At 63.7% G+C, this 24,545-nt stretch carries 29 protein-coding genes; 12 read left to right on the plus strand and 17 right to left on the minus strand.

All coding sequences use genetic code 11. The annotated features are described in order from the left end of the window. The coding region (locus VNZ93_RS09735) for an AraC family transcriptional regulator (RefSeq protein WP_325703583.1) at window positions 1-373 on the plus strand (373 nt) is incomplete at its 5' end. A gap of 3 nt (window positions 374-376) precedes the next feature. Here the strand turns inward: VNZ93_RS09735 and VNZ93_RS09740 are convergent. The 3 genes from VNZ93_RS09740 to sugE form a co-directional block, all read right to left on the minus strand. Then, window positions 377-1,135: a sulfite exporter TauE/SafE family protein gene (locus VNZ93_RS09740; RefSeq protein ID WP_325703586.1), complete on the minus strand. Its 759-nt coding sequence runs from the start codon at window positions 1,133-1,135 to the stop codon at window positions 377-379. A gap of 3 nt (window positions 1,136-1,138) precedes the next feature. Further along, entirely contained in the window at window positions 1,139-2,845 is a 1,707-nt protein-coding gene (locus VNZ93_RS09745) for a SulP family inorganic anion transporter (RefSeq protein ID WP_325703589.1), read from the minus strand. Window positions 2,846-2,956: 111 nt separating this feature from the next. Continuing rightward, window positions 2,957-3,283 (minus strand): quaternary ammonium compound efflux SMR transporter SugE, encoded by a 327-nt coding sequence (sugE, locus tag VNZ93_RS09750; RefSeq protein ID WP_325703592.1) that lies wholly within the window; start codon window positions 3,281-3,283, stop codon window positions 2,957-2,959. Between the two features lie 340 nt (window positions 3,284-3,623). On the opposite strand from sugE, the gene VNZ93_RS09755 reads away from it, so the two are divergent. From VNZ93_RS09755 to VNZ93_RS09780, 6 genes are all read left to right on the plus strand, one after another. Further along, window positions 3,624-4,184 (plus strand): F0F1 ATP synthase subunit delta, encoded by a 561-nt coding sequence (locus VNZ93_RS09755; RefSeq protein WP_325703594.1) that lies wholly within the window; start codon window positions 3,624-3,626, stop codon window positions 4,182-4,184. After that, window positions 4,184-5,716 carry a F0F1 ATP synthase subunit alpha gene (gene atpA, locus VNZ93_RS09760; protein ID WP_325703597.1) on the plus strand — a complete coding sequence of 511 codons (1,533 nt, stop codon included), beginning with the start codon at window positions 4,184-4,186 and terminating at the stop codon, window positions 5,714-5,716. Before VNZ93_RS09755 ends, atpA begins: the two co-directional genes overlap by 1 nt. Window positions 5,717-5,855: 139 nt before the next feature. Then, window positions 5,856-6,731 (plus strand): F0F1 ATP synthase subunit gamma, encoded by an 876-nt coding sequence (locus VNZ93_RS09765; protein ID WP_325703600.1) that lies wholly within the window; start codon window positions 5,856-5,858, stop codon window positions 6,729-6,731. A 12-nt stretch (window positions 6,732-6,743) separates the two neighbouring features. Next, window positions 6,744-7,148, plus strand: a complete 405-nt coding sequence (locus tag VNZ93_RS09770) for an organic hydroperoxide resistance protein (RefSeq protein WP_325703603.1) — start codon at window positions 6,744-6,746, stop codon at window positions 7,146-7,148. 17 nt (window positions 7,149-7,165) lie between these two features. After that, entirely contained in the window at window positions 7,166-8,608 is a 1,443-nt protein-coding gene (gene atpD, locus VNZ93_RS09775) for a F0F1 ATP synthase subunit beta (protein ID WP_325703606.1), read from the plus strand. Between the two features lie 143 nt (window positions 8,609-8,751). Beyond that, complete coding sequence (locus VNZ93_RS09780) at window positions 8,752-9,162, plus strand: F0F1 ATP synthase subunit epsilon (RefSeq protein WP_325703609.1); 411 nt, start codon at window positions 8,752-8,754, stop codon at window positions 9,160-9,162. A 79-nt stretch (window positions 9,163-9,241) separates the two neighbouring features. On the opposite strand, the gene VNZ93_RS09785 is transcribed toward VNZ93_RS09780, so the two are convergent. The 4 genes from VNZ93_RS09785 to VNZ93_RS09800 form a co-directional block, all read right to left on the minus strand. Further along, a complete protein-coding gene (locus tag VNZ93_RS09785) occupies window positions 9,242-9,745 on the minus strand; it encodes an RNA pyrophosphohydrolase (RefSeq protein ID WP_325703612.1) in 504 nt (167 codons plus the stop codon). A 58-nt stretch (window positions 9,746-9,803) separates the two neighbouring features. Further along, complete coding sequence (locus VNZ93_RS09790) at window positions 9,804-10,937, minus strand: divergent polysaccharide deacetylase family protein (protein WP_325703615.1); 1,134 nt, start codon at window positions 10,935-10,937, stop codon at window positions 9,804-9,806. A gap of 129 nt (window positions 10,938-11,066) precedes the next feature. Further along, window positions 11,067-12,410, minus strand: a complete 1,344-nt coding sequence (locus tag VNZ93_RS09795) for a S41 family peptidase (protein ID WP_325703617.1) — start codon at window positions 12,408-12,410, stop codon at window positions 11,067-11,069. Further along, entirely contained in the window at window positions 12,407-13,114 is a 708-nt protein-coding gene (locus VNZ93_RS09800; protein ID WP_325703620.1) for a murein hydrolase activator EnvC family protein, read from the minus strand. Before VNZ93_RS09800 ends, VNZ93_RS09795 begins: the two co-directional genes overlap by 4 nt. Between VNZ93_RS09800 and VNZ93_RS09805 the strand changes: the two genes are divergently transcribed. Then, window positions 13,094-13,834: a hypothetical protein gene (locus VNZ93_RS09805; RefSeq protein ID WP_325703623.1), complete on the plus strand. Its 741-nt coding sequence runs from the start codon at window positions 13,094-13,096 to the stop codon at window positions 13,832-13,834. The genes VNZ93_RS09800 and VNZ93_RS09805 overlap by 21 nt on opposite strands. On the opposite strand, the gene rlmH is transcribed toward VNZ93_RS09805, so the two are convergent. The 4 genes from rlmH to VNZ93_RS09825 form a co-directional block, all read right to left on the minus strand. Next, window positions 13,831-14,313: a 23S rRNA (pseudouridine(1915)-N(3))-methyltransferase RlmH gene (gene rlmH / locus VNZ93_RS09810; protein ID WP_325703626.1), complete on the minus strand. Its 483-nt coding sequence runs from the start codon at window positions 14,311-14,313 to the stop codon at window positions 13,831-13,833. The genes VNZ93_RS09805 and rlmH overlap by 4 nt on opposite strands. A gap of 16 nt (window positions 14,314-14,329) precedes the next feature. Further along, entirely contained in the window at window positions 14,330-14,695 is a 366-nt protein-coding gene (rsfS, locus tag VNZ93_RS09815; protein ID WP_325703629.1) for a ribosome silencing factor, read from the minus strand. Between the two features lie 147 nt (window positions 14,696-14,842). Next, window positions 14,843-15,511 carry a nicotinate-nucleotide adenylyltransferase gene (locus VNZ93_RS09820; protein WP_325703632.1) on the minus strand — a complete coding sequence of 223 codons (669 nt, stop codon included), beginning with the start codon at window positions 15,509-15,511 and terminating at the stop codon, window positions 14,843-14,845. Window positions 15,512-15,524: 13 nt separating this feature from the next. Continuing rightward, on the minus strand, window positions 15,525-16,817 hold the full coding sequence (locus tag VNZ93_RS09825) for a glutamate-5-semialdehyde dehydrogenase (RefSeq protein WP_325703635.1): 1,293 nt from the start codon (window positions 16,815-16,817) through the stop codon (window positions 15,525-15,527). 223 nt (window positions 16,818-17,040) lie between these two features. On the opposite strand from VNZ93_RS09825, the gene VNZ93_RS09830 reads away from it, so the two are divergent. Continuing rightward, the gene (locus tag VNZ93_RS09830; protein ID WP_325703637.1) at window positions 17,041-17,694 is read left to right on the plus strand and encodes a M15 family metallopeptidase; all 654 of its coding nucleotides are present in this window, start codon (window positions 17,041-17,043) and stop codon (window positions 17,692-17,694) included. Window positions 17,695-18,164: 470 nt separating this feature from the next. On the opposite strand, the gene VNZ93_RS09835 is transcribed toward VNZ93_RS09830, so the two are convergent. The 3 genes from VNZ93_RS09835 to obgE form a co-directional block, all read right to left on the minus strand. Next, the gene (locus tag VNZ93_RS09835; RefSeq protein WP_325703640.1) at window positions 18,165-18,326 is read right to left on the minus strand and encodes a Flp family type IVb pilin; all 162 of its coding nucleotides are present in this window, start codon (window positions 18,324-18,326) and stop codon (window positions 18,165-18,167) included. 187 nt (window positions 18,327-18,513) lie between these two features. Further along, window positions 18,514-19,644: a glutamate 5-kinase gene (gene proB / locus VNZ93_RS09840; protein WP_325703643.1), complete on the minus strand. Its 1,131-nt coding sequence runs from the start codon at window positions 19,642-19,644 to the stop codon at window positions 18,514-18,516. Between the two features lie 178 nt (window positions 19,645-19,822). Further along, window positions 19,823-20,860, minus strand: coding sequence for a GTPase ObgE (gene obgE, locus VNZ93_RS09845; RefSeq protein ID WP_325703646.1), 1,038 nt, complete (start codon window positions 20,858-20,860; stop codon window positions 19,823-19,825). A gap of 139 nt (window positions 20,861-20,999) precedes the next feature. On the opposite strand from obgE, the gene VNZ93_RS09850 reads away from it, so the two are divergent. From VNZ93_RS09850 to VNZ93_RS24915, 3 genes are all read left to right on the plus strand, one after another. Continuing rightward, a complete protein-coding gene (locus tag VNZ93_RS09850) occupies window positions 21,000-21,377 on the plus strand; it encodes a DUF2946 family protein (RefSeq protein ID WP_325703649.1) in 378 nt (125 codons plus the stop codon). Window positions 21,378-21,431: 54 nt separating this feature from the next. Beyond that, window positions 21,432-22,424, plus strand: a complete 993-nt coding sequence (locus VNZ93_RS09855; RefSeq protein WP_325703652.1) for a DUF1775 domain-containing protein — start codon at window positions 21,432-21,434, stop codon at window positions 22,422-22,424. 546 nt (window positions 22,425-22,970) lie between these two features. Beyond that, a complete protein-coding gene (locus tag VNZ93_RS24915) occupies window positions 22,971-23,171 on the plus strand; it encodes a hypothetical protein (RefSeq protein WP_414710040.1) in 201 nt (66 codons plus the stop codon). Here VNZ93_RS24915 and VNZ93_RS09860 read toward each other — a convergent pair. The 3 genes from VNZ93_RS09860 to rpmA all read right to left on the minus strand — a co-directional run bounded on the left by VNZ93_RS09860 (window position 23,168) and on the right by rpmA (window position 24,534). After that, complete coding sequence (locus VNZ93_RS09860) at window positions 23,168-23,371, minus strand: cold-shock protein (protein WP_325703687.1); 204 nt, start codon at window positions 23,369-23,371, stop codon at window positions 23,168-23,170. The genes VNZ93_RS24915 and VNZ93_RS09860 overlap by 4 nt on opposite strands. Before the next feature lie 164 nt (window positions 23,372-23,535). Next, window positions 23,536-24,135 (minus strand): GNAT family N-acetyltransferase, encoded by a 600-nt coding sequence (locus VNZ93_RS09865; RefSeq protein ID WP_325703655.1) that lies wholly within the window; start codon window positions 24,133-24,135, stop codon window positions 23,536-23,538. A 126-nt stretch (window positions 24,136-24,261) separates the two neighbouring features. Then, complete coding sequence (gene rpmA / locus VNZ93_RS09870) at window positions 24,262-24,534, minus strand: 50S ribosomal protein L27 (protein WP_325703658.1); 273 nt, start codon at window positions 24,532-24,534, stop codon at window positions 24,262-24,264. Between the last annotated feature and the right edge of the window lie 11 nt (window positions 24,535-24,545).

A 24,545-nucleotide genomic window follows, 5' to 3' on the forward strand; every position in this document is an offset into this window, starting at 1 on the left:
CGCAATCCGTCGCCTTGGCTGGCCGGAAGGGCATGTGCAGCGGATTGCGCGAGCCGTGGCAGTGCTGCGTGGAGAATTTGCCAAGCCGGTTCCGGTCGAGAGGCTCGCGGCCGTGGCCGGAATGAGCCTGTCCTCGTTCCATCACCATTTCCGCGCGGTGACATCGCTGTCGCCGCTGCAGTTCCAGAAACAGCTGCGTCTGATCGAGGCGCGCCGTCTGATGATGTCGGATGGCGCGTCGGCCAGCAGCGCGGCCTTTGCCGTCGGCTACGAAAGCGTGTCGCAGTTCACGCGGGAATATGGCCGCATGTTCGGCCTGCCGCCGGCGAAGGACATGAAGGCGGCGCGGACGATGATGGAGGCGGCGGAGTAGCCGTCACCCCATCATCAGGGCGCGTACGACCAGCGTCGTGCCAGTCACGATCAGCACCATGCTCAGCACGCGGATGAACTGTTCGCGCGACATCTTAAGCGTGATGCGGTGGCCGGCATACAGTCCGAGCAGCATGGCCGGCACGAGGCACAATGCCATGAGCGGAAGCTCCAGCGTCGTATACAGTCCTGCAAGCGCGAAGATGACAAGACGCGTGAGAGCCGCGAGTGCGATCAGCACGCTCACCGTCGCGCGCAACGCATCCTTGTCTTCCAGTCGGCGGCTCAGATAGATCGCATAGATGAAGCCGCCGCTGCCGAACATGGCGCTGAAGATACCGCCGATCGCTCCGAACGGTATGACCCAGAGCTGATTGAGACGGCCCTTGAATGTCGGGCTGACGAGCGACCAGATCGCATAGGCGACGACGAATATGCCGAGCGCCAGCATCATTGGCCGGGCCGGGATGATCAGCAGCAGATAACCGCCGACAAGTGAGCCCGCGATCAGCAGCGGTACGAGCCACATCATCTCGCGCCGCGCGATCTTGTCGTTCAGCTTGACGCCATTGATGATCGCGGCCGTGCAGTCGAGAAGCGCGAGCATCGGGACGATGCTGGCGACCGGCATCACCTGTGCGAGCACAGGCGCTGCGATCAGTGCTGTCCCGAACCCGGCAATTCCGAAGATGATGTAGGCGATCGCGATCGTCGGAAGCGCGACCGCGAGCGTGGTCAGCAGCGTCGGGACATCGAAGGGCATGCGTTATGCGCCGCCCGATTTCTCCACGCGTTCCAGTGCCGTTTCGACGCTGGAGACGTAGTGCACCGAGCGCCCGCGCAGGCCCGGCAAGCCAAATGAGCGTCGAAGCTGTGGCCGAACGCCGGCAAAATAGACCTTCGTTCCGGCCTTGTGCAGCCGCTGTACAAATCGCTCCAGTGCCGCGGATGCGGTGATGTCGACGAAGGGGACGTCGGTGAAGTCGAGGATGAAGACACGCGGCGGATTGACTACGCGATCGAGGATCAGGTTCACGCGTGCCGTCGCGCCGAAGAAGAACGCGCCGCTGATCCGGTAGACCATGACGTCGCGCGGCATAGCATGGTCGCGATAGCTCGGCCGGTTGTTCTCGGCATCGGCCACATCGCCGCGCACCAGCTTGGCTCCTCCCTGCACGTCGATGGCTTCCGCCATGCGATGCATGAACAGGAACGATCCGAGCAGCACGCCGACCGAGATGCCGGTGAGCAGGTCGACGAACACCGTGAGCAGGAAGGTCGCGACCAGAATGACCGCGTCGGCGAGCGAGGTGCGAAGCAGCAGCGCGAACTCGGCCTTGTCGGCCATCGCCCAGGCGACGACCACCAGCACGCCGGCGAGCGATGCCAGCGGCACATAGGCGACGAGCGGCATCGCCACCATGACGAAGATCAGGAGATAAACCGCGTGCAGCATGCCCGCGACCGGTCCGCGTGCGCCGGCGCGGATATTGGTCGCGGTGCGCGCGATGGTGCCGGTGACCGGCGTGCCGCCCGTCAGCGCGGCCGACATGTTGGCGATGCCCTGCGCGACGAGTTCGCTGTTCGAGCGATGACGCCGGCCCGACATGCTGTCCGCGACTACGGCCGAGAGCAGCGATTCGATCGCACCGAGGAGCGCAATGGCGAGCGCATCCGGCGCCACGGCGCGGATCTTCTCCAGGCTGAATGGCGGGATCGCGGGTGTGGGCATGCCGGACGGGATGGCGCCGAAGCGCGATCCGATGGTCTCGACATTTAAGCCGAGGAAAAAGGTCAGCACCGTCGCACCGGCAACCGCAATCAGCAGTGCCGGCCAGTTCGGCCGCAGCCGCCGCACGACCAGGATTGCGCCGATCGAGAAGACGGACAGCGCCACGGTGACAGGGTTGACGGTTGCGACAGCGGCCCAGAGGGCCTTCAGTTTCGGGACAGTGTCGGCCGGGTCGTTGACGAGCGTCAGCCCTAACAGGTCGCGGGCTTGCGATATCAGGATGATGACGGCTATGCCGGCGGTGAAGCCGACCGTCACCGGATAGGGGATGTACTTGATGTATGTCCCAAGCCGCAGGAACCCAATCACGATCAGCAGCGCGCCGGCCATCAGCGTCGCCAGCATCAGGCCGTCATAGCCGTGCCGCTGCACGGTCAGCGCGACAAGGCCGATAAAGGCGGCGGCCGGTCCGCCGATCTGGAAGCGGCTGCCGCCCAGGAGCGAAATAAGAAAGCCGCCTACGATGGCGGCGTAGAGACCCCGCTCGGGACTGAGTCCCGCCCCAATCGCGATCGCCATGGACAGTGGGAGCGCAACAATGGCGACGGTCAGTCCGGCCAGCGCATCGGCGCGCAGGCCGTCGAGCCCATAGCCCTCGCGCAGCACGGTGATCAGCTTGGGCGTAAAAAGGTCGGAAAAAGTAGGATCGCCGCGGTGGCCCGCATGCGAAGTCGCGTCCATCTCCATCCCCGAAAGTCGAAAATTCCGGGAGCAATATAGCCGATTTGCCCGCGATCCCGATCTGCGTCTTTGCGGCGGCTCAAATGCGCGTGTGTGTGGACGGGCTCTACGCTACGCGACGAGCTTCAGTCCGATGATGCCGGCGACGATCAGCGCAACGCAGCCGAGGCGCGCGGCGGTCGCGGGCTCACCGAACAGGACGATGCCGAGAATAACCGTGCCTATGGCGCCGATCCCGGTCCAGACCGCGTAAGCGGTGCCAACGGGGAGGGATTTCAGCGCGAGGCCCAGGAAAGCGAGGCTCACGACCATGGCGGCGGCGGTGCCGACCGATGGCCAGAGCCGTGAGAATCCGTCCGTGTATTTGAGCCCGATCGCCCAGCAGACCTCGAACAGTCCGGCGATCAGGAGATAAAGCCAGGGAAGTTGAGCGGACATGACCGCGTCTCCATTCAGGGGCAGGGTCGTCCCTGCCGCGTGGGGGGCGCGGTTCTCGCGGAGGTCGTCCTCGCCGCCTTAAATAGGACAGCTTCGGGAAGAGGCAATCTGCTCGCTTGCGACGAAAGGCACCCGGAAAACCCGGCGTTTTCGACGAATTCCGGGCTTCCCCTATGTTGCACCGCCGTGTCTGCCGTGTTAGCAACCGCCTCGATTTTGCAGGGGCTCCGGGTCTTCCGTGATGTCCGGCGAGGTCGGAATTCCCCTTGAATTCCAATGGTTTGGGGCGCCGCTGCAGCGAAGGCCCCGGGCTTGCGGACAGCACGCGCGCTAAAGGTCAATGGCAAGCGAACAACCGATTGTTGCCGGTGTGGCGGGGCGATATGCCACCGCGCTTTTCGAACTCGCGCTCGAGGACAAGGTTCTCGACAAGGTCCGGGCTGACCTCGATCGTTTCGATCAATTGGTATCCGGCAGTGATGACCTGAAGCGGCTGGTCCGCAGTCCGGTTTTCACGTCCGAGGAACAGGTGAAGGCGCTGACGGCGATCCTGAAACAGGCTGGCATCGACGGCATCGCGGCGAACTTCGTGAAGCTCGTCGCCTCCAACCGCCGCCTGTTCGCGCTGCCGCAGATCATCCGGGCGTTTCGCTCGCTGGTCGCCAAGCACAAGGGCGAGGTCTCGGCCAGCGTGACCGTCGCTGAACAACTCTCCGATGCGCATCTGAAGTCGCTGAAGGATGCGCTCAACGCGGTGACCGGCAAGGATGTCGACCTTCAGGTCAATGTCGATCCGGCGATCATCGGCGGGCTTGTCGTCAAGCTGGGCAGCCGCATGGTCGACACCTCGCTCCGCACCAAACTCAATTCGATCAAGACTGCCATGAAAGAGGCTCGCTGATGGACATCCGCGCCGCAGAAATTTCCGCGATCCTGAAGGATCAGATCAAGAATTTCGGCCAGGAGGCGGAAGTCTCCGAAGTCGGCCAGGTGCTGTCTGTCGGTGACGGTATCGCCCGCGTTTTCGGCCTCGACAACGTCCAGGCCGGCGAGATGGTCGAGTTCGAGAACGGCACGCGCGGCATGGCGCTGAACCTCGAAAGCGACAACGTCGGTATCGTTATTTTCGGCGCCGACCGTGAAATTAAGGAAGGCCAGACCGTCAAGCGCACCCGCGCCATCGTGGACGCGCCGGTCGGCAAGGGCCTGCTTGGCCGCGTGGTCGATGCGCTCGGCAATCCGATCGACGGCAAGGGCCCGATCAAGGCCGACAAGCGCATGCGCGTGGACGTGAAGGCGCCCGGCATCATCCCGCGCAAGTCGGTGCATGAGCCGATGGCGACCGGCCTGAAGGCGATCGACGCGCTGATCCCGATCGGCCGCGGCCAGCGCGAGCTGATCATCGGCGACCGTCAGACCGGCAAGACCGCAATCGCGCTCGACACCATCCTGAACCAGAAGCCGCTCAACGCTGCCGGTCAGCCTGAATCCACGAAGCTGTACTGCGTTTACGTCGCGGTCGGTCAGAAGCGTTCGACCGTCGCGCAGTTCGTGAAGGTCCTGGAAGAGCAGGGCGCGCTTGAATATTCGATCGTGATCGCGGCCACCGCGTCCGATCCGGCGCCGATGCAGTTCCTTGCGCCGTTCACCGGCTGCACCATGGGCGAGTATTTCCGCGACAACGGCATGCACGCCGTGATCATTTACGACGATCTGTCCAAGCAGGCCGTCGCCTATCGTCAGATGTCGCTCCTGCTGCGTCGTCCGCCCGGCCGTGAAGCCTATCCGGGTGACGTGTTCTATCTCCACTCGCGCCTGCTCGAGCGCGCTGCGAAGATGAACGACGAGAACGGCGCCGGTTCGCTCACCGCCCTGCCGGTGATCGAAACCCAGGCGAACGACGTGTCGGCCTACATTCCGACCAACGTGATCTCGATCACCGACGGCCAGATCTTCCTTGAGACGGACCTGTTCTATCAGGGCATTCGTCCGGCGGTGAACGTCGGTCTGTCGGTGTCGCGCGTGGGTTCGTCCGCGCAGACCAAGGCGATGAAAAAGGTCGCTGGCAAGATCAAGGGCGAGCTCGCGCAGTACCGCGAAATGGCGGCCTTCGCGCAGTTCGGCTCCGACCTCGACGCTACCACCCAGCGTCTGCTGAATCGCGGTGCGCGCCTGACTGAACTCCTCAAGCAGGCGCAGTTCTCGCCGCTGAAGATGGAAGAGCAGGTCGCGGTGATCTGGGCCGGTACCAACGGCTATCTCGATCCGCTGCCGCTCAACAAGGTGAAGGAGTTTGAGTCCGGGCTGCTCGGCCTGCTGCGCAGCAAGCACTCCGATCTCCTGAACAAGATCCGCGATACCCGCGATCTCGACGACGCAGCCGCCGACCAGCTCAAGGGCATCGTCGACGGTTACGCCAAGTCGTTCGCGTAAGTCTTTTCTTCCCTCCCCCCTTGCGGGGGAGGTCGACCGGCCGAAGGCCGGTCGGGAGGGGGGTAAGCCGCAGGTCCTGCGTTTGCTGCTTACCCCCCTCCCTAATCGGCCGGAGCAAGGTTTTTAGGTTCGAAACGATATGGCCAGCCTCAAAGATATGCGCGTGCGTATCGCCGCGACCAAGGCGACGCAGAAGATCACCAAGGCCATGCAGATGGTTGCGGCATCCAAGCTGCGCCGGGCGCAGGCTGCAGCCGAGGCGGCGCGGCCGTTCGCCGAGAAGATGGAAGCAGTCCTGCAGAATATCGCGGCCGGCATGGCCGGCTCGGGCAGCGCGCCCAGGCTGCTCAGCGGCACCGGCAGCGACAAGGTTCATCTCCTGATCGTCGCCACCGGCGAGCGCGGTCTCGCAGGCGCTTTCAACTCCTCGATCGTTCGTCTTGCGCGTGAGCACATCAACCGGCTGCAGGCCGAGGGCAAGGACGTCAAGATCCTGACCGTCGGCAAGAAGGGCTACGAGCAGCTCCGCCGCAATTACGAGAAGAACATCGTGGACCGTATCGAGCTGCGTAATGTGCGCGTGCTCGGCTACGGCAACGCCGCCGAAATCGCCAACAAGGTGATCGAAATGTACGATCGCGGCGAGTTCGATGTTGCGACGCTGTTCTATGCACAGTTCAAGTCGGTGATCTCGCAGATCCCGACGGCGCAGCAGATCGTGCCGCCGAAATTCGAGGCGCCCGCCGAAGCCGCCGCTGCCGCGGTCTACGAATACGAGCCCGAGGAAGACGAACTGCTCGCGGAACTGCTGCCGCGCTATGTGGCGACCCAGATTTTCCGTGCCCTGCTCGAGAACAACGCCTCGTTCTACGGCTCGCAGATGTCGGCGATGGACAACGCGACCCGTAACGCCGGCGACATGATCCGCAAGCAGACCATCACCTATAACCGTACCCGCCAGGCGATGATCACGAAGGAACTGATCGAGATCATCTCCGGCGCGGAGGCTCTGTAAGGAGATCGGCGCATGGCTTATTCGGTATCCGCGACGACCAAAGGCGGCCGCAACGGCCGCGCCATTCTCGACAACAATGGCCTCGCGCTGGCCATGGGCCTGCAGAAGGAATTCGGCGGCAATGGTGAGGGGCACAATCCCGAGCAGCTTTTCGTGCTCGGCTGGTCGTCCTGTTTCGGTCAGGCGATTCTCGCTCTGGCCAAGAAGCATGGCCTCGACGGCCAGGATGCGCGGGTGACCGTCGCGCTGTCGATGGACAAGGATGACATCAGCTTCGGCTTCAAGGCCGAAATCAAGGTCGCACTGCCGGGCGCCGACAAGGCCAAGCTGCAGGCGCTGATCGAGGATGCCCACAAGATCTGCCCGTATTCGCGCGCGACGCGCAACAACGTGCCGGTCACGCTGACCGCCGTTTGAGATTCAAGGAGACCGACATGGCCACAGCCACCGAAGGCAAACCCAACAAGACCGGCAAGATCACGCAGGTCATCGGCGCCGTCGTCGACGTGCAGTTCGACGGGCACCTGCCGGCGATTCTGAACTCACTCGAGACCAACAACGGCGGCAACCGCCTCGTGCTCGAGGTCGCCCAGCATCTCGGCGAGTCGACGGTTCGCACCATCGCGATGGACGTGACCGAAGGCCTCGTGCGCGGTCAGGAGGTCACCGACACCGGCCTGCCGATCGCCGTGCCGGTCGGCCCGGGACTGCTTGGCCGCATCATCAACGTCGTCGGTGAGCCGATAGACGAAGCCGGCCCGGTCAAGGCGACGGACAAGCGTCCGATCCACGCGGAAGCGCCGAAATACACCGATCAGTCGACCGAGGCGGAAATTCTCGTCACCGGCATCAAGGTCGTGGACCTGCTCGCGCCGTATGCGAAGGGCGGCAAGATCGGCCTGTTCGGCGGCGCCGGCGTCGGCAAGACGGTGCTGATTCAGGAACTGATCAACAACGTCGCGAAGGCCCACGGTGGTTATTCCGTGTTCGCCGGCGTCGGCGAGCGTACCCGCGAGGGCAACGACCTCTATCACGAGTTCATCGAGTCCGGCGTCAACAAGAAGGGCGGCGGCGAAGGCTCCAAGTGCGCCCTCGTGTTCGGCCAGATGAACGAGCCGCCCGGAGCACGCGCCCGCGTCGGTCTGACCGGTCTGACCGTTTCGGAATGTTTCCGCGATCAGGGCCAGGACGTGCTGTTCTTCGTCGACAACATCTTCCGCTTCACCCAGGCGGGTTCGGAAGTGTCGGCGCTGCTCGGCCGTATTCCTTCGGCGGTGGGTTATCAGCCGACGCTCGCGACCGACATGGGCGCGCTGCAGGAGCGCATCACCACCACGACCAAGGGTTCGATCACCTCGGTGCAGGCGATTTACGTCCCGGCCGACGACTTGACCGACCCCGCGCCGGCCACCTCGTTCGCCCACCTTGACGCGACCACCGTGTTGTCGCGCGACATCGCGGCGAAGGGCATCTATCCGGCGGTGGACCCGCTCGACTCGACCTCGCGCATGCTGTCGCCGCTGGTCGTCGGCGAGGAGCACTACAACGTTGCGCGTTCGGTGCAGCAGGTGCTGCAGCGCTACAAGGCGCTGCAGGACATCATCGCCATTCTGGGCATGGACGAACTGTCCGAAGAGGACAAGCTGACGGTGGCTCGCGCCCGCAAGATCGAGCGCTTCCTGTCGCAGCCGTTCCACGTCGCGGAAGTGTTCACCGGTTCGCCTGGCAAGCTCGTCGACCTGCAGGACACCATCAAGGGCTTCAAGGGCCTGGTTGAAGGCAAGTACGACTACCTGCCGGAAGCTGCCTTCTACATGGTCGGCACGATCGAAGAGGCCGTCGAGAAGGGCAAGAAGCTCGCGGCCGAAGCGGCGTAACGCGCCTAGCACTCAACGCTGCGCCGTCACCCTGAGGTGCGAGCGCAGCGAGCCTCGAAGGGCGACGGCTTGAGCCGCCATCCTTCGGGGGCCGCCTGCGGCGGCTACCTCAGGATGACGGTTTGAGAACGCGGTTAGAACCCATGGCCACCTTCCATTTCGATCTCGTCTCTCCCGAGAAGGTTCTTCTCTCCGGTGAAGTCGAGCAGGTCGACGTCCCCGGTTCGGATGGCTATTTCGGTGTGCTCGCGGGTCATGCACCGATGGTGACATCGCTGCGTCCCGGCATCCTGACGATCAAGCACAACGGCGGCGAGACGAAGATCGTTGTGCTCGGTGGATTCGCCGAAGTGTCGCCGACGGGCCTGACCGTCCTCGCCGACAACGCGGCCGAGCTGGAGAATTTCGATCTCTCGGTACTGGCGGAGCACATCAAGGCGTCGGAAGAGAAGCTCGTGAAGCTGAGTGCGAGCGCCGCGGTCGACAAGGAGATCGCGCGGCTCGATCACTTCAAGTCGCTCGACTATGATTTGCACGGCACTGCGATGCATTGAGCGCGTGGCGCTTATCTGAATTCAAAAAAAAGCCGGGCAGCGATGCCCGGCTTTTTTGTTCGGCTATCGAGCCGGCCTGTCAGACGAAGCGCGAGAATTCCCGCACCACGGTCTCGTAGACCGGGCGCTTGAACGGGATGATCAGGCTGGGAAGATTGCGCATCGGCTCCCAGCGCCACTCGACGAATTCCGGTTTGTGGCCGCCGACCGGATGCAGAATGTTGATCTCGTTCTCGTTGCCGGTGAAGCGAAACGCGAACCATTTCTGCTTCTGGCCGCGATACTTGCCCTTCCAGGCGCGGCCGGCAATCTGGCGCGGAATGTCGTAGGTCAACCACTCATCGATCTCGCCGAGCTTTGCGATCGAGCGAATGCTGGTTTCTTCCAGCAATTCGCGCAGCGCGGCCTCGTACAGATCCTCGCCGTCGTCGACGCCTCCCTGCGGCATCTGCCAGCTGTGAATCGCGTCGACATGCTCCGGACCGTTCGCACGACGTCCGATGAACACATGCCCGTCGCGATTGAGCACCATCATCCCGACGCAGGCGCGATAGGGGAGATCGTCGTATTTGTCGTGTGCCATGTCGGATTGTGTGCCCGGTCGCACGGACTTTGCAAGATGGCGGCGCAGTTGCGTGAGATTAGCTGGAGCGCGCCCTGACCGCCGCAGCGGTAATGGGAACAAGCACGAAGCCGCGGCCCTGCGCAGCTTTCGCCCATTTGGCGATGCGGTCGATGCTGGCGGGGAGTGCGGACGAATAGCCAACCACGACATTGCCGCCGCGCGCGAGTGTTTCAAGACGCTTCAGCGCATTGTCGATCTCGACGGCGCTCGGCGTTGCGTCGATCACGACGTCGGCCTTCGCATAGGGCAGCTTGTTGGCGCCTGCGATCTGCCCGGCCTGACTGCGCTGCGATGACCCGTCGTCGACATAGATCAGGCCGCGCTTCGACAATTCACGCAAGACCGGCGCCAGCGCATGCTCGGACGTGGTGAAACGTGCGCCCATGAAATTGGATACGCCGACATAACCCTGCATGCGGCTGAACAACCAGTGCAGGCGATCGATATTCTGTTCGGCCGAAAGCGAAGACAGCAGCGTCTGAGGGCCGGGATCGTTGTCGGGATAATCGTGCGGCTCCATCGGCACCTGCAGCAGCACCTCGTGACCTTTCTCGCGCGCCTGCGCCACCAGCGTGTCGAGGTCGCTTCCGTAGGGCGTGAAGGCCAGCGTCACGGCGCCGGGCAGTTTGGACAGCGCATTCGCGCTCGCCGTCGAGCTGACGCCGAGGCCGCCGACCACGATCGCGATCTGCGGGGCGTCGGAGTTGCGCTCGCCCGCGGCCTTGCGCGCATAGACTTCGGAAGGCCGAAGCCCGTCCGAAGCGATCCGCGGAATCGGTCCATGACGCGAGTTTTCGAGCAAGCGCGGATCGCCGGCATTGCGCTTGCTGTCGGACGACGACCCGATCACGACCTCCTGCCGCTTGCCCGTCGAGCCGTCGATGATGTTGATGGTCTGCGCGCCCTTCGGCAGTGCCGGTGTTTCAGGCGGTTCGGCCTGGACCGGCGCTTCCGCCGTCTGCACCGGAGTTATTGCGCTCTGCGCGGTCGGCTCGCCGCCCATCGGGTCACGCACGACGGCGGCCCAAAGCACGAAACCGGCCAACGTCAAGCCGAGCAATCCCGCAACGCCCTGCGCAGCGAGTTTTGCGAACGGATATCGGGGCTTCGGGGAAGGACCTTGGCCGAGCGGTGCGTTCAGTTCATCCACGGCGGCTGTGCCCGGGATTCGCGAATCATCGGGTCAGTCTAGCACGGAGAGTATGATCAGACCGACCGCGCCAAACGAAACGGGGCGGCCCAAGGGCCGCCCCGTTCGCGATTACCGTTGTCGCCGCGATTACTGCTTCGGCGCTTCCGCCCGCTTGCCGCTCGGCGGGAAGGCCGAGTTGGTCACGGTGCCGCGGAGCAGATCGACCGCCATCTTCAGCGCCTTGTCGTCCTTGACGTCCGGCGGGATGTAGGACTGCGAGCCGGTCTGCTCGTCGCCGTCGGCCTTCAGGTGGCCACGCAGCGAGGATTCGCCCTTGGAGTCGGCCCGCGCCTTCATGTCTTCCGGCACGTCCTGCAGGACTTCGATGTCCGGCGTGATGCCCTTGGCTTGGATCGACTTGCCCGACGGCGTGTAGTAGCGCGCCGTGGTCAGCCGCAGTGCGCCGTTACCGGCGCCGAGCGGGATGATGGTCTGCACTGATCCCTTGCCGAACGAGCGCGTGCCGAGCACGGTCGCCCGCTTGTGGTCCTGCAGCGCGCCGGCCACGATTTCCGAGGCCGAAGCCGAGCCGCCATTGATCAGAACGATGATCGGCTTGCCCTTGGTCAGGTCGCCCGCGCGCGCATTGAAGCGCTGGGTTTCCTCGACATTGCGTCCGCGGGTCGAAACGATCTCGCCACGATCAAGGAACACATCGGACACCGAGATCGCCTGATCGAGCAGGCCGCCCGGATTGTTGCGCAGGTCGATGATGAAGCCTTTCAGCTTGTCCGCCGGAATCTGAGCGGTCAGATCGCCGATCATCTTCTTCACGCCTTCGGTGGTCTGTTCGTTGAACTGCGTCACGCGGATATAGGCGACGTCATCGCCCTCCGTGCGCGAGCGCACCGAACGCACACGAATGATGTCGCGGGTGATCGCGATTTCGAGCGGCTTGTCGGCACCCTTGCGCATCACGCGCAGCTTGATCTTGGTGTTCACCGGTCCACGCATCTTCTCGACCGCCTGGTTCAGGGTCAGGCCCTGAACCGCTTCGTCGTCGAGATGGGTGATGATGTCGTTCGCCAGAATGCCGGCCTTCGCGGCGGGCGTTTCGTCGATCGGTGCGACGACCTTCACGAGGCCGTCTTCCATCGTGACTTCGATGCCAAGCCCGCCGAATTCACCGCGGGTCTGGATCTGCATGTCACGGAAGCTCTTGCCGTCCATGTAGCTCGAATGCGGATCGAGCCCGGCCAGCATGCCGTTGATCGCAGTCTCGACGAGCTTTGCATCGTCGGGCTTCTCGACATAGTCGGAGCGAACGCGCTCGAACACGTCACCGAACAGGTTGAGATTGCGATAGGTGTCGGCGGAAGCGGCTGCCTTCGCGCTCATGCCCGAAAATACGAGGCGTGGCTGCACCGCGACCAGAGTGAGTGCGGCGCCCGTGGCGGCACCCACCAAAACGAGGAATGTCTTGCGCATCATCCGCGGACCTTCTCACTTTCCTTCTTGGCCCACCACGGGCCGGAATCGACGGGCGTACCGTCCTTTCGAAATTCGACGTAAAGCACCGGCTGACTGGTTCCCACCTGGCCCGTCCCTTTGGACGAAGCGGTCGCCACCTGTGTTGCCCCACTTCCCATTGCCGCAACGGGTTCGCCGGTTAGCACGAACTGGCCGATTTCGACGGAAATCCGATCCATTCCCGCAAGCACGACATGATACCCACCGCCCGCATTCAGGATCAAGAGTTGCCCGAAGGAACGGAAGGGGCCGGCATACACCACCCAGCCGTCGCAGGGCGACGTAACCTGTGCGCCCGGCCGCGTGGCAACCGATATCCCGCGTTCCGAGCCGCCAATACCGTCGGCAGCCCCGAAATCGCGAATTTTGATGCCGTTGACAGGCATCGGCAGGGTTCCACGCGCTGAGGCAAAGGCTATGGCGGGCGACAGCCGGCCGGGATCGTTAAGCGCGACCAGCGCCGGCTTGGTCGCAGGCTTGTGATCGGGTTCGGGGCCCGTGCGTGCGGCGCGGGCGGCATTGTCGAGGCCCTGTTCGAGCCGCGTGACAAGGTCCTGCAGGGTCTCTACCTGACGCGCCAGTGTGCCGGCCTGGGCGCGCTGCTGTTCCAGCGCGCGCTCGGACTCGGCCTGCTGCTTCTGACGTTGTTCGACCAGCAGGGTCATGCGCTGCTGCTCGCTCGTGAGCGTTGCAAGATCGGACGAAAGCCTGGCGCGCTCGGCCGCAATGTCGGTGCGCAGTTTTTGCAACGCGCCGAGATCGGCGGCGACTTTTTCCGCGCGGTCGCGCAATTCGGGTACGACGGCACCGAGGACGATGGCCCCGCGCAATGTTTTTGCGGCGTCCTCCGGATTAACGAGGAGCGCCGGCGGCGGCCGCCGTCCGATCCGCTGCAGCACCGCCAGCACGTCCGCAATTGTTCCGCGCCGATCGTTCAGGGATTGGCGCAAGGCCTGTTCCTGGCCCTCAAGCGGCGCAAGGCGACCTTCGGTCGCCGACATGCGCGCTTCGACGTCGCGAAGCCGCGCGGCGGTTGCGATCAGGTCGGTGTTGAGTTTGCGGCGATCGTTGCCGAAGGCTTCGATTTCCGTGCGCAGGCGCGCTTCATTCTCCGCCGCGCGCTGTTGCTCGGCCCGGATCGCCGCGAGTTCCTGTTCGCGGGCCTTCAGGATGTCGTTGTCGATGCCGCCCTTGAGCTCCGGTTTCGTCGGTGCATCCTGGGCGAATGTGGCCGGAGAGCCGAGAATTGCCGCGGCAAAAAAGGCACCCCCCGCCACAATCGGGCGGACGCCAGCGATTTGCCTGCGATTTGTGTTCATTCAGCTCGTCTGTGCAGCCGAATCACGGCCATCTTATGCCTTCGGCTGCCCGACGGGCGCCTTTAGTCACGGTGATATGGGTGGCCGGACATGATTGTGATAGCCCGGTACAACTGCTCCAGAAGCATGATACGCACCAATTGATGCGGCCATGTGGCCTGTCCGAAATTTAATGTGATCCTGGCTTTGTCGCGCAGCGTTTCGGACAACCCGTCAGCGCCGCCGATTACGAAAGCTGTCACCGCCTGTCCGCCGTCCCGCCACCGTCCGAGCTGGTCGGCGAACGCCGCGCTCGAGAACCCTTCGCCCCGCTCGTCGAGCAGGACGACCAGCGCGCCGTCCGGAATCACGTTGGCAATGGCAATCGCTTCCTCAAGCTTGCGACGGTCTGCATCCGCCGCGCGGCTCTCGCGAATTTCGACAATTTCAATGGAGCGGATGCCGATGGCGCGGCCCGCTTGCACGGCGCGTTTCAGATAGCGGTCGGCGAGCTCCGCCTCCGCGCCTTTCTTCATGCGGCCGACCGCGAGCACCAGCACGCGCATCGGCGTGATAGTCCCGTCAGCTCGACTTGCGCTGTGCGGCGTCGGCCTTCTGGCCTTTGCCGCCGGACCACATCTTTTCGATAGCGTAGAATTCGCGAACTTCCGGACGGAAGACGTGAACGATCACGTCACCCGCATCGATGAGGACCCAGTCGCAATGCGGCTGTCCCTCGACGCGAATGTCCTTCACGCCGGCCTTCTTGAGATGCTCAACGACATCGTCCGCCGCGGAACCGACATGGCGGTTTGATCGGCCGGAGGCCACTACCATGCTGTCAGCGATAGAGGATTTGCCGGTGAGGTCTATGGTGACGATGTCCTCGGCCTTCATCTCATCAAGGCGCTCAAGGACAATATTCAGGGCCTGAGAGGCGTCACGCACCTCCGAGACTGTTCGCGGTAGGGCACTGGTCTTTGCACGACTCCGCGCGATGACTTGTGTGCTCAGGGGGTCCTTTCCTTCTACGGTTACGCCCGGCAGATGTGGGGACTCAACACTCACAAATGTAGGCACGTTGCGTAAATACTTTCAACTCTCATGGTGTTCCCGGCGATCCTTTGCCTCCCGGATCTTCGTCGAAGAGAGGTCGGATTTCACGCCGTGAAGGTAAACCCAGGCCGGCGGGGGCAGGTCGGGCAGGGTGGACGCACGGCTTTCGGGAAGACGGGCCTTGGCAAAACTGATGGCGGCGGGACCGGAGGCGGCGCGCAGACTGAGGCCGCCACGATCGACCACGGCGATCGGCAGCATCAGGAAGATGTCGCGCCAGTTCTTCCAGCGATGGAAGTCCTTCAGATTGTCGGCGCCCATGATCCAGACGAAATGCGTGCCGGGCGCTTCGGTCTTGAGCCAGCGGATCGTATCGCAGGAATATTTCGTGCCGATGACCGACTCGAAGCCGGTCACATCAATGCGGGGATGATCGGCAAGCGCCGCAGCCTGCGCTATCCGCGCGTCGAGCGAAGGCAGCTCGCGCGTGTCCTTCAACGGATTACCAGGCGTCACCAACCACCAGATCCGATCGAGCCCCAGCTTTTTCATCGCAAGCAGACTGACCGCGCGATGAGCCTCATGCGCCGGATTGAACGATCCGCCGAACAATCCGATGCGCATGCCGGGAGCGTGAAGCGGCAGCGTCACGCGCTGTTTGGTGACGCTCCTGACCAGCGTGCGCGGTGGAGAGTTGCCGGGCTTCATTGCGGACGCGACGTCACGGCCGCGTCTGCCCGTTGCCGCGCACGCGATATTTGAACGAGGTGAGTTGCTCGACGCCGACCGGGCCGCGCGCATGCATGCGACCGGTGGCGATACCGATTTCGGCGCCGAAGCCGAATTCGCCGCCATCGGCAAACTGTGTCGATGCGTTGTGCAGGACGATCGCGGAATCGACTTCATTCAGGAAGCGCTCCGCTGCGGCCTTGTCCTGCGTCACGATCGCATCGGTATGCTGCGATCCGTATTTTGCGATGTGTTCCATCGCGCCATCGACGCCGTCGACGACCTTCGCTGCGATGATCGCATCGAGGAATTCCTTGCCGTAATCCTCGTTGCCTGCAGGTTTCACACGCGGATCGAGCGCCTGCACGCCAGCGTCGCCACGCACTTCGCAGCCGGCATCGAGCAGGGCCGCGACAACGGGCGCCGACACCTTTTCCGGCGCAGACTTGTCGAGCAGCAGCGTTTCCGCTGCGCCGCAGACGCCGGTGCGGCGGAGCTTGGCATTCAGCGCGATGTCCTTCGCCATGGCAGGCTTCGCCGCCTTGTCGATGTAGACGTGACAGATGCCTTCGAGATGAGCGAAGACCGGCACGCGCGCCTCGTCCTGCACGCGCGCGACCAGACTCTTGCCGCCGCGCGGCACGATCACATCGATGTTGCCGCCGAGACCTGCGAGCATCTCACCGACAGCCGCGCGGTCGCGGACCGGCACGAGCTGGATCGCATCCTCCGGCAGCTTGGCGGCGCGTAGTCCCTCCAGCATCGCGGCATGGATCGCGCGCGAGGAACGATGCGAGTCCGAACCGCCGCGCAGGATCGCGGCATTGCCGGCCTTCAGGCACAATGCGCCGGCATCCGCGGTGACGTTCGGACGGCTTTCGTAGATGACGCCGATCACGCCGATCGGCGTGCGAACGCGCTCGATCGACATGCCGTTCGGGCGCTTCCATTTCGAGACGACCTGGCCGACCGGATCGGCGAGTTTCGCTACCACTTCGAGCCCCTCGGCCATCGCCGCGACGCGCTTCTTGTCCAGCGTGAGCCGGTCGAGAAACGAGCCGGTGACGCCGGCGGCCCTTGCCTCGGCGACGTCGCCTTCGTTGGCGGCGAGGATTTCGGGCGTGGCCGCGCGGATCGCCTTCGCCATGGCACGCAGCGCCTTGTCCTTCTGCGCCGCCGGCGCGAGCGCCAGTGCGCGCGCGGCCTTGCGGGCGCGCAGCCCGATGTCCTGCATCAGGGTCGCAACGGAGGCGGCGGAATCGACGGTCTTGAGGGGCGCGGTCATTTTGTCTGTCGTGTGTCTGTTGGATGCAGTTCTATCATGTAACGCTTGCGCGGCGCGAGCGCAGGGACGTCGAAAAGTGCCCTTTCGCCGATCAGGATTATATATGGATGTCATTGTAAAAATTGAAGAATCGGCAGCGACTGGGCAGTTTTGCGGAGCGCCGCGCGCGATTCGGATGGCCTTGTGTTTCGCACTGCTGACGGGGATTTTTTGGGGGACGCCGGTGACCGCACAGATCAGTTCGCCTGCCAGTACGGTTTCCACTTCGCCTGCCAGGCCGCCTGCCTTTGTCGATGCCGCGACCGTCATTCCAGGCCTCGTGGTCGACATGCGCTATTTCGGTACGCACAACTTTGTCGGCGCCCGTGTCGATGGCTACGAGGCGCCCGTCTGCGTGCTGAGCCGGCAGGCCGCGACCGCGCTCGCCGCCGTGCAACGCGATCTCAGCCCACGCGGTCTCGGACTGAAGGTGTTCGACTGTTACCGCCCCGCGCGCGGCGTACGTCACTTCGTGCGCTGGGCCCGTGACCGGGACAACAGCACCAAGGCCGAATTCTATCCGCATGTCGCCAAGGGCAATCTGTTTCGCGACGGTTACATCGCCTCGCGCTCCGGCCATTCGCGCGGTTCGACGGTGGACCTGACGCTGGTGAAGCTTCCGGGCGATGAAGAACTCGACATGGGCACGCCGTTCGATTTCCTGTCGCCGCAATCCGGACAGCATGGCAAGGTCAGTTCGGAGGCGCGCGTCAACCGCAAGATCCTCGCGGATGCGATGCGTGCGCGGGGCTTCATTCCCTATGACAAGGAATGGTGGCACTTCACGCTGCGTAACGAACCGTTCCCCAACTCCTATTTCGATTTCCCGGTGCGTTGATGTGGACTTGCGCGAAGTGGGTGCCGGTGCGCGTGAAGCCAACGCATCAACCAAAAAAATAACGAGACATCCCGGGAGGCACCGGAATGTCTCGTTATCATCGACGTAGTGGCGGCATACCGGACGAAGAATCGCCCCCAGCCTCTCGACGATCCCGAGGGCAGGTACGGTTAGGGGGAGTACCTACCCAAACAACAGATCGGCGAACCGTCCGTCGAAACGCATACGCTACTGACACATTCCGACCGGAGGACAGCCGGCATTCCAGCGACCCCGTACGCCACTCACCGCTGATGAGCCTACAAATATCGCGCGTCGTGCGTGCGGTATCATTCAGTCCCGCCACATTTAATCAACATGTGGCTGAGCAACACCCGCGGCAGTTTTGCAACATGCTTCGGTATGACCGTAACAAACAAAAAAGGCCCGGATGCCCGGGCCTTTTTGCACGTACCGCAGTACGCGATGGCTTACTTCAGCGCGCCTTCGACGCTGGTGAAGGTCGACACCAGCTTGGTGCCGAGACCCTGCACGGCTGCGATGATGGCAACCGCGATGCCTGCCGCAATCAGGCCATATTCGATAGCGGTGGCACCGGACTCGTCGCGAACGAACTGCTTGAAATAGGTCATCGTGACCTCCGTTGATGAACACGCGAGGATCATCCGCTAACTGGTTACCCGCCGCGTTAACGCGATCGCCGAAAAATAGGGGTATTGGACCCTCGGGGTTCCAGTTCCTACGAATTGGTTATCAATGACTATCCGGCATTACGGAAAGACGGCGTGCAGCAGCAAATTTTGCGGCTGATTTACGCCGTCAACGACCGGACAACACCAGGTCGTCGCGGTGGATCATCTCGGTCCGTCCGGAAAATCCGAGGATCGTCAGGATATCCGCCGACGAGCGACCGACGATCTTCATTGCATCTTCGGCGTCGTAAGCGACGAGACCGCGAGCGATTTCGGCGCCGTCGAGATCGCGCACCGTCACCGCGTCGCCGCGCTGAAATGTACCTTCGAAGCGCTTCACGCCGGCGGGGAGCAGGCTCGCGCCGCGGCGAAGCGCTGCGACCGCGCCCGCATCGATATGCAGCGTGCCCTTCGGTTCAAGTGCGCCGGCAATCCATTTCTTGCGCGCCGTGACAGGATTGGCCGGCGTGAGAAACCACGTGCAGCGTCCGCCGTCCGCGATCGCGCGCAGCGGATGCATCGTCTTGCCGGATGCGATCACCATATGTGTGCCCGCGGTGGTCGCGATCTTGCCAGCCTCGATCTTGGTGACCATGCCGCCGCGTGACAATTCCGATCCGGATGCGCCCGCCATCGATTCGATCTCGGGCGTGATGCGTTCGACCACGGGGATGAGATTGGCTGCAACACCGCTCCCAGGCGGCGCGTCGTAAAGTCCGTCGATATCGGAGAGCAGCACCAGAAGATCGGCACTCACCATGGTGGCGACGCGCGCAGCGAGTCTGTCATTGTCGCCGTAGCGGATCTCCGTGGTTGCGACCGTGTCGTTCTCGTTGATGACCGGGACGCTCTTCCATTCAAGCAGCCGATCGATGGTGGAGCGCGCATTGAGATAGCGGCGCCGCTCCTCGGTGTCGCCGAGCGTGACGAGAATCTGTCCGGCGGTGATGCCACGCGTGCCGAGGTTTTCCGCCCAGATGCGCGCGAGCGCGATCTGCCCGACCGCAGCGGCAGCCTGCGAATCCTCGAGGGCGAGCGCGCCGCGCGGCAGCTTCAGCACCGAACGCCCGAGCGCGATGGAGCCGGAGGACACGGCGAGGAGATCGCGCTTGCCGCCATGCAGCCACGCGATGTCCTCGCACAGCGCGCGCAGCCATTCCTCGCGCAGCCGCCCGGCAGAGGAATCGACGAGCAGCGACGAGCCGACCTTGACGACGATGCGGCGGAAATCAGGGAGGGCAGGAACGCGCGTGGACATGTGTTTGATCTGGGTTCTTACCCTCTCCGCTAGAGGGAGGGGGTGGTCCCGGGCGAAGCGAGGATGACCGGGTGAGGGGTTCTACCAGAAACCGCGCAGAAGCAACCCCTCACCCGGCTCATGGCTTCGCCATTCGCCACGCTCTCCCCCAGGGGAGAGGGCAGGGGCGCAACACGCTCTAGGGCTGCCAGGCGGCGGCTTTCTCCGGCGCGGGTTCTTCCGCCGCGCGGGCCTTGTCGATCACGTCGAGCAACGCGCGCAGGGCCTCGGGTACGCCCTGCCGGGATTGGGCCGACAGCACCAGCGGGGTTTTTCTGGCGGCTTTCTTGAGGGCCTTCACCTGCGCCTTGATCTCGTCGTCGGTCAAGGCATCGGACTTCGAGAGAGCGACGATCTCGGTCTTCTGCGCGAGCTCCTCGTCATACGCCTCGAGTTCGCCGCGCACGGTCTTGTAGGCCGCAGCCACGTCCTCGCTGGTGCCGTCGACCAGATGCAGCAGCACCCTGCAGCGCTCGACATGGCCAAGGAAGCGGTCGCCGAGGCCGGCGCCTTCATGCGCGCCTTCGATCAGACCAGGTATGTCGGCCAGCACGAATTCGCGTCCGCCGACGGCCACGACGCCAAGCTGGGGATGCAGCGTGGTGAAGGGGTAATCCGCGATCTTCGGCTTGGCCGCGCTCACCGCGGCAAGGAAGGTCGACTTGCCGGCATTCGGCAGACCGACGAGACCGGCATCCGCGATCAGCTTGAGCCGAAGCCGGATGGTGCGCTCTTCGCCGGGCTGGCCGGGATTGGCGTGGCGCGGCGCGCGGTTGGTCGATGACTTGAAGTGCGCGTTGCCGAAGCCGCCATTGCCGCCCTTCGCGAGCACGACCTCGTCGCCGACATGATCGAGATCGGCCAGCAGCGTCTCGCCGTCCTCTTCATAGATCTGGGTGCCGACCGGCACCTTGATGATCATGTCCTTGCCGTTGGCGCCGTGGCGGTCATTGCCCATGCCGTTGCCGCCGCGCTGCGCCTTGTGATGCTGCATGTAGCGGTAATCGATCAGCGTATTCAGCCCTTCGACCGCGCGCGCGATCACGTCGCCGCCGCGCCCGCCGTCGCCGCCATTCGGGCCGCCGAATTCGATGAATTTCTCGCGCCGGAACGACACGCAGCCGTTTCCGCCGTCGCCGGACTGGATGTAGATCTTTGCTTCGTCGAGGAATTTCATACGCGGCAATATAGGTGAGGATGCGGCTCAGTACCCGCGAATTCTCACGGATATAGGGCGCCCCCGGCCGAAATGACGAGCCCTGCCGGGCAGAACCGCGCGGTGGTGCCGGGAGCCGGTATTTGCTATCGCAAGCCGCATGATGGGTCTTTTCAGAGGCGGGCGCCTTGCCGCCGCGATCGGTTTGATCGCGGCCTATGCGATTGCGCTGCAGGCCGTGTTCACGACGCTTGCGCCGATGCAGGTGCAGGCCGACGGCACGGTCGCGGTCTATTGCAGCGGCAGCTCGCTTTCGGCTGACGGCGAGCACGGCACACCTGCGCCCGCGACGGGCAAGATGCAGTGTGTGTTCTGCGGCGCCTGCGCGTCCGGGGCGGTCGTCCTGCCTGGCGACACTGCGCTCGCCGACCTCCCCGTGGAGCGGCCACTCGCGCTTTCCCGTCCGGCGCATGACAGCCGGACCGCTGCGACCCATGTCCGCGACGGGCCTGCGCGCGCGCCTCCGCTCTCCGTGTGATCGCATGCCGCGCCTCGCGCGGCATACCCACACACGCATACACGGAGAGAAATCATGTCCCGCGGGGCAATCCTGACGTCATCCATCATCATCGGCGCTCTGGCGCTGTCGGCAGGCATGGCGCCTGCCCATGTCACCCTCGAAACGCGCGAAGCGCGCGCCGGCACGAGCTACAAGGCGGTGCTGCGCGTCGGACACGGCTGCAGTGGCGCGGCAACCACGAAAATCCGGGCGCAAATTCCGGAGGGTGTGATCGCCGTAAAGCCTATGCCGAAAGCAGGCTGGCAACTTGAAACGACACGCGGCGCCTATGAGCGGACCTATCCTCACCTTCACGGACAGCAGCTGTCCGAGGGTGTGAAGGAGATCGTCTGGACCGGCGGCAAGCTTTCGGATGACCATTACGACGAGTTTGTCTTCGCCAGCTTCCTCGCGCGCGACCTCAACCCGGGCCCGCTCTACATCCCCGTGACGCAGGAATGCGAGAAGGGTGAATGGCGCTGGGTCGAGATTCCGGCGCAGGGACAGGACGCGCATGCGCTGAAAGCGCCTGCACCGGCGCTCGTGGTCCTCGCGCAGCAGTCCGCCGGACAGCATGCCGGTCACGGCGCCGCGGCCACGACCTACAGGGCCGGATCGCTCACCATCGAAGCGCCATGGGCGCGGGCGACGCCGGGCGGCGCGAAGGTTGCGGGCGGCTTCATGAAGATCACCAATACCGGCAAGGAGCCGGATCGCCTCATCGGCGGCTCGGTGCCGATCGCCGGCCGCTTCGAAATGCACGAGATGGCGGTGGACGGCGGCGTGATGAAGATGCGCCCCCTGTCAAAGGGGCTTGAGATCAAGCCGGGCGAAACGGTCGAGCTCAAGCCCGGCGGTTACCACCTGATGTTCCTGGATCTCAAATCCGGCCTCAAGGAAGGCGAGACCGTGAAGGGCACGCTGGTGTTCGAAAAGGCCGGCAAGGTCGAGGTCGAATACAAGGTCGGGCCGATCGGCGGAGGCGCTCCGAACGCCGGTTCTGGCGGCGGACATTCGCACCATTAATGTGAGCGGATCCGGGGCGTCCGCGTCCCGGATCACGCTTGCAGATCGTCCGGACGTTTTTGCACGGGTGCGCCCGGGCGTTGTTTGTCATTGCCCAACCGCAAATCCGGTGGCTTATCGCCGGACCTCCGCGACAAGCGGATGATAACCATTTCCAGAACGGACGCACGGACGCGCGAGGCTGTTCAAGTTTCGCGAAGGGGCGAAATACCGTTCCAGTTTGCCGCAACTTGGCGACAGGATCTTCCTGACGGATTCGGGGCTCGAACGAACGCTCGTGTTTCACGAAGGCGTCGAGCTGCCGCACATGGCCGCGATCACGCTGTATGCAAGCGATGAGGGCGAGCGATTGCTGCGCGACTATTTCGTGCGGCATATCGGGATCGCAAAAGCGCGCAACGCAGGCTTCGTGCTCGAAAGCGCATCATGGCGCGCCAGGCTTGGATACACCCCGTCGCAATCACGCTCAATCGCAAGAGCATCGCGCTTCTGGTTGCGCTTCGTGCGGAGCACGAGATGCCGCAAAGCCCGATGCCGATCAATATCATGGGCGGCTGCTGCGGCACCGATCATCGGCATGTCGCGGCAATCGCAGACGCCTGTCTTTCGTTGCGCGCGGCGGCCTGGTCCCTGCATCGGAACCGCACTCGCAAAAAAGGAAAAAGCCCGGCGGCGAGCCGGGCTTTTTCGATCTTGATGTTGCGAAAGCGGCGAGTCCCTAGCCCGGCCGCTTTCGAAACATGTTAGCGAACCTTCAGATTCTCTGCCGACTCGCGTCCGCGATTGGACACGATCTCGTATTCGATCTGCTGGCCTTCATTCAGACCGGTCAGGCCCGCCCGCTGCACTGCGGAAATGTGCACGAACACATCCTTGCCGCCGCCGCCAGGTTGAATAAAGCCGTAACCCTTGGTCGCGTTGAACCACTTAACGGTACCTGTAGCCACGTGTATTTCCCCAATTACCGAGATGTCCGCCGACACGAGCGTCCGGTAGAACATCTCGCAGGCTTCGCGTTCATAGCCGAAAAACCGGAAAATTTCCATATCCTATTCGCCGGTCCGGACGGGGAGCCCGTCCGGAATTCAAACTCGGCGAATTGAATATGTTTTTACGCAACCCGCTTCACGTCGCTCCAGCGGCGGAGCGAGGTCCACAGACCACGATCGAGCCGGAAGCGGTCGATTGGTGCTGACGAATTGAGCGCAAGAATCCGGCACAGACCGACGCCGGTCCACTGGAATCCGCATTTCTCCAGGATCCGGCGCGAGGCCGGATTGGTAACGCGGGCGCCTGCACACAGGCTGTCATGGGCCAGTTCGGTGAAGGCGAAGTCGATGATCGCGCGCACGGCCTCGGTGGCATAGCCCTTGCCCCAATGCTTGACCCCGATCCAGTAACCGATCTCCGGGGCGGCTTCGTCATGGGCAGCGATGCCGCAGGCTCCAATCGGAAGACCGGAATGGGTCGTGATCAGAAAAGTAACGTCTCCCTTCGGCGTGTTGGCGGCCGCGATGAAATCCTCAGCATCGTTACGTGAATAAGGATGCGGGATGCGTCGCGTGTTCTCGGCAATACGCTTGTCATTGGCCAGCGCTGCTACGTGCTTAGCGTCCTCGAGTTTCGGCGCGCGCAGCATCAGCCGCTCGGTCTCGAGGACGGGGATACAGCCTTCCCGGTAGGTCCGGGTCTCAAGGTCCAGGCAGGTCATGGTCAGGCTCCTTTGCAAAAACGAAGAGGGGGAGCCGGTTCACCCGTCTCCCCCTCTAATCTGGAGCCCGTCTCTGGGTCCCCCGGGTTCGACGTGAACCGGCGGACCTCATGTGAGATTCGCCGTCTACTCTGCCGCAGCTTCCGTCATCGGTACGACGGAGATGAGCGTGCGGCCGTTACCTTTGGTCGTGAAGGCGACGCGGCCTTCGGTCAGTGCGAACAGGGTATGATCCTTGCCGATCCCGACATTGGCGCCGGGATGCCAGGTGGTGCCGCGCTGACGCGCAATGATGTTGCCGGGGACCGCGATCTGGCCGCCGAACAGCTTGATACCGAGCCGGCGACCCTTCGAGTCGCGGCCGTTACGGGATGAACCGCCTGCCTTTTTGTGAGCCATGGCTCAAAATC

The organism is Pseudorhodoplanes sp. (genome assembly GCF_035565795.1).
In the GTDB taxonomy this organism is placed as follows: domain Bacteria; phylum Pseudomonadota; class Alphaproteobacteria; order Rhizobiales; family Xanthobacteraceae; genus Pseudorhodoplanes.